Origin of the sequence: Neobacillus drentensis, assembly GCF_036966985.1 — a bacterium.
In the GTDB taxonomy this organism is placed as follows: Bacteria; Bacillota; Bacilli; order Bacillales; family Cytobacillaceae; genus Neobacillus; species Neobacillus drentensis_E.
This window is the reverse complement of sequence record NZ_JBALSN010000639.1, coordinates 1-3,360: the sequence shown is the minus strand read 5'-3', so window position 1 is coordinate 3,360 and position 3,360 is coordinate 1. Positions and strand designations below refer to the sequence as shown.

Annotated in this window: 6 protein-coding genes and 1 pseudogene; 5 read left to right on the top strand and 2 right to left on the bottom strand. The window is 35.6% G+C overall.

Going from position 1 to position 3,360, the window contains the following annotated elements; translation table 11 throughout:
* The 3 genes and pseudogenes from V7659_RS29595 to V7659_RS29585 all read left to right on the top strand — a co-directional run.
* A pseudogene (locus tag V7659_RS29595) lies at positions 1-224 on the top strand (hypothetical protein); the annotation flags it as partial.
* Positions 225-285: 61 nt separating this feature from the next.
* A complete protein-coding gene (locus V7659_RS29590) occupies positions 286-729 on the top strand; it encodes a YlbF family regulator (RefSeq protein ID WP_335543611.1) in 444 nt (147 codons plus the stop codon).
* A 155-nt stretch (positions 730-884) separates the two neighbouring features.
* A complete protein-coding gene (locus V7659_RS29585; protein WP_026566347.1) occupies positions 885-1,160 on the top strand; it encodes a YlbG family protein in 276 nt (91 codons plus the stop codon).
* A 26-nt stretch (positions 1,161-1,186) separates the two neighbouring features.
* On the opposite strand, the gene V7659_RS29580 is transcribed toward V7659_RS29585, so the two are convergent.
* Positions 1,187-1,576 (bottom strand): DUF7147 family protein, encoded by a 390-nt coding sequence (locus V7659_RS29580; protein WP_335543610.1) that lies wholly within the window; start codon positions 1,574-1,576, stop codon positions 1,187-1,189.
* Between the two features lie 407 nt (positions 1,577-1,983).
* On the opposite strand from V7659_RS29580, the gene rsmD reads away from it, so the two are divergent.
* Together rsmD and coaD are read left to right on the top strand one after the other, a co-directional pair.
* The gene (gene rsmD / locus V7659_RS29575; protein ID WP_335543609.1) at positions 1,984-2,544 is read left to right on the top strand and encodes a 16S rRNA (guanine(966)-N(2))-methyltransferase RsmD; all 561 of its coding nucleotides are present in this window, start codon (positions 1,984-1,986) and stop codon (positions 2,542-2,544) included.
* A 12-nt stretch (positions 2,545-2,556) separates the two neighbouring features.
* The gene (gene coaD, locus V7659_RS29570) at positions 2,557-3,039 is read left to right on the top strand and encodes a pantetheine-phosphate adenylyltransferase (RefSeq protein WP_283878229.1); all 483 of its coding nucleotides are present in this window, start codon (positions 2,557-2,559) and stop codon (positions 3,037-3,039) included.
* A 61-nt stretch (positions 3,040-3,100) separates the two neighbouring features.
* On the opposite strand, the gene V7659_RS29565 is transcribed toward coaD, so the two are convergent.
* A partial coding sequence (locus V7659_RS29565; protein ID WP_335543608.1) for an IS3 family transposase occupies positions 3,101-3,360 on the bottom strand: 260 nt, incomplete at its 5' end.

The following is a 3,360-nucleotide window of genomic DNA, read 5'->3' as shown; positions in this document are numbered from 1 at the left end:
GTATTGTTTCTGGAATCAGTTTTCGAGAAACTGATCATTCAAAGAAGAAGTTAGGAAAGCTTGTTATATGGATTGATGGTAAGAAAAAATCAGAAGTTAATGCGGCAGCATTTATTATTAAAGGGCTACCGCCGGGCAGCCATAGTGTTAAACTTGAAGTGGTTGATTTAAATAATCAGCCGTATGGAATGGAAAAAGAATTTATGGTAAATATCACTAGATAAATTGTATTTTTCGCATTACTAACACTTTCATGTTAAAATATCAGTGGAGGTGGGCGTAATCGTGCTTGCTACATTAGAAAGAGTCGAATTGTTGGAACAGGCTGAGCAACTAGCTAAAATGGTTCTGGAATCCGAAATTGCAGAACAATACCAAATTTGTTTATATAAATTGCAAAATAATAGGGAGACACAGCGTAAAATAAAGCGTTTTGTTAGTCTAAAGGAATTATATGATGAGGTTCAACGCTTTGGGAAATATCATCCTGATTATAAAAAAGTAATGACTCAAATCCGTGAAAGTAAAAGAGAAATGGATTTGGATCCACTAGTAGCTGAGTTTAAATTGGCAGAAAATGACCTGCAAGACCTTTTAGATGCCATCAGCATCATCGTAGGTGGTGCTGTTTCAGAACATATAAAAGTCCCAACCGGCAACCAGTTTTTCGAAACGAAATCCAGCCATAGCAGTGGTTGTGGCGGCGGTGGCAGCTGTAATTGCGGGTGAAAAATCAGCTAAAGAAAGCTGATTTTTTCTTTAGAGTGCAGTAATTTTCTTGTAACAGCGTATAATATTGAAATGAAACAAAGTTTGAATTGAAATGAAGCGTTTTTATATGCTAGACTTAGTTAAAATGATGGTTCTGTTGAAGGGGAAATAGTATGTTTGTTCAAAGACAAGGATTGGTGGTTTGGCTTTACTCTTTAAAACAAGCTAAAATGCTTAGACGCTTCGGAAATGTACATTATGTTTCAAAAAAGTTGAAATATGTTGTACTGTATTGTAATCAACAAGAAGTAGATGAGATCATGGAAAAGTTGAATTCTTTTTCGTTTGTAAAAAAAGTAGAACCTTCATATAAACCATTCTTAAGAATGGAGTATGAAAATTCAGCTCCAGATAAAGCAAAAGAATATGATTATAAAATGGGTATTTAAAAGGTGAGGGTGTCCCTCACCTTTTATTATTGAAGTGGAAGTAGATAATGATTAAGCCTCAGAATACCAATTAGGTATTGGAAATAAAGTTCCTTTTCATAAAAGATAGAAGATGGCTTTACCGATAGTTCGTGAATTTGTTTATTGTACGCAGCAGCGGTTTGGGCAAAAAGTTCAAACCTTTTATTAGGACAATAATTTGGATTCGGTATGCCCTCACGACAAACATAAAGCGGTTGAAACTTCCCAGGATCAGTAGGTTTTAAAATAATGACCAAGGAAGTCAGTTCCTTACCATCAATCTTTGTGTGAAGTGCAAGCAGATGTTGTAGACGATGCTGATTGGCATTTATAAGCTCTAGTAATTCATATAAATCTGAATATCCTTCACCTAATTCAATAAAACGCTGGATCAATTAAAACGCTCCTTTATAATGGATCAATTCTTCAATACTTTATCACTTATATTGGATTTTTTGAATAAAAAGCAAAAAAAAAACCTGCAGAACTTTCTGCAGGGTCCTTCCACATCCTCATAAAGGATAGAAGGCAAAGGGAGAGGAGAAACCGGAGGAAGAACTTATGGGGAAACGTAAGTCTTCTCCGCGGTTGGCAACAACATCCTCGAATTGATGTTGTTAATTACATTATTTCCACAACCCAAAAGCTTATACGTGTTTTATGATAAAATTTCGAGATATAACAATCTTTGGTGTGCTTCGATAAAATTAATAAGTTATCATCCACAGAAATTGTCTAGTTTTTATAAATTATGGTAGGATGTATTAAGAAATTATTTCTGAAAAAATGTGGTGATAGGTAAGTGAGAGTGGTTTCAGGCAGTTGTAAAGGAAGACCGCTGAAAGCAGTTCCAGGGAATACGACGAGGCCGACAACTGATAAGGTCAAAGAAGCTTTATTTAATATGATTGGTCCTTATTTTGATGGAGGGATCGGGTTAGACCTGTTTGCTGGCAGTGGTGGGTTAGGTTTGGAGGCACTTAGTAGAGGATTGGATAAAGTAATATTTATTGATCGAGAGTCAAAAGCCATTCAAGTGATTCAGGAAAATATAAAAGCTTGTAAATTTGAGGACCAGGCGGAGGTTTATCGGAATGATGCTGATAGAGCACTTAAGGCCCTCATAAAAAGAGAAATCCGTTTCGATTACATATTTTTAGACCCGCCATACAAAAAACAGCAACTGGTCAGTTTAATGGAAAAGATGGATAAACAGAATATAGTGAACGAGGATGGAATCGTTGTCTGTGAACATAGCTTTGATGTTGAATTACCGAAATCAGTAGGACGATTTAGCCAGATAAAACATGAGAAGTATGGGATAATTGCGGTAACCATTTATATTCGAACAGATATTGAGTAAGGGGGAATCAGGTTGACAAGAATTGCCGTTTGTCCAGGAAGCTTTGATCCAATTACATATGGTCATTTAGATATTATTAGAAGAGGTGCCAAAGTATTTGATACCGTCTATGTGAGCGTTTTAAATAATTCATCTAAAAATCCGTTATTCACTGTTGATGAGCGAATGAATTTAATAAAGGCTGTAACAAAAGATCTTCCAAATGTTAAAGTAGATGTCCATTCTGGCTTACTTGTTGATTATGCAAAGGCTGTAAATGCTAATGCCATCATCCGTGGATTGCGTGCTGTTTCGGACTTTGAGTACGAAATGCAAATTACTTCGATGAACAGAGTTCTAAATGATGAGATTGAAACCTTTTTTATCATGACGAACAATCAATATTCCTTCTTAAGCTCAAGTATTGTTAAAGAAGTGGCAAAATATAACGGGGACATTTCGTCACTTGTCCCGCCAATCGTTGAAAAAGAATTACAAAAGAAATTTATAGGGTAAATAAAAAAAGAGCTAGGCTTGCTGAACTGTAACCCTTAATATGGACAGTTTAAAAAAGAGCTTATGCAGCTAACAGATGACCTCGGTATTGAGCCGGGGTCATCTTATTTAATCCCCACTGATAACGATGATTATTGTACTCTTCGATATATGAATCCACTATCTGTTTTAGTTCATTTAAACTATTACAATCTTTATAATCCACTTCATCTTTAAAATGACCAAAGAAGGATTCCATTGGTGCGTTATCCCAACAATTTCCCTTACGGGACATTGATTGAGTAATAGCCAGATTCTTTACTTTTGCTTGAAAGAGGGGAT

Excerpts from the sequence above, each read along its gene's own strand:
- V7659_RS29585 (WP_026566347.1), top strand. The coding sequence starts at position 885 with ATGTTTGTTCAAAGACAAGGATTGGTGGTTTGGCTTTACTCTTTAAAA.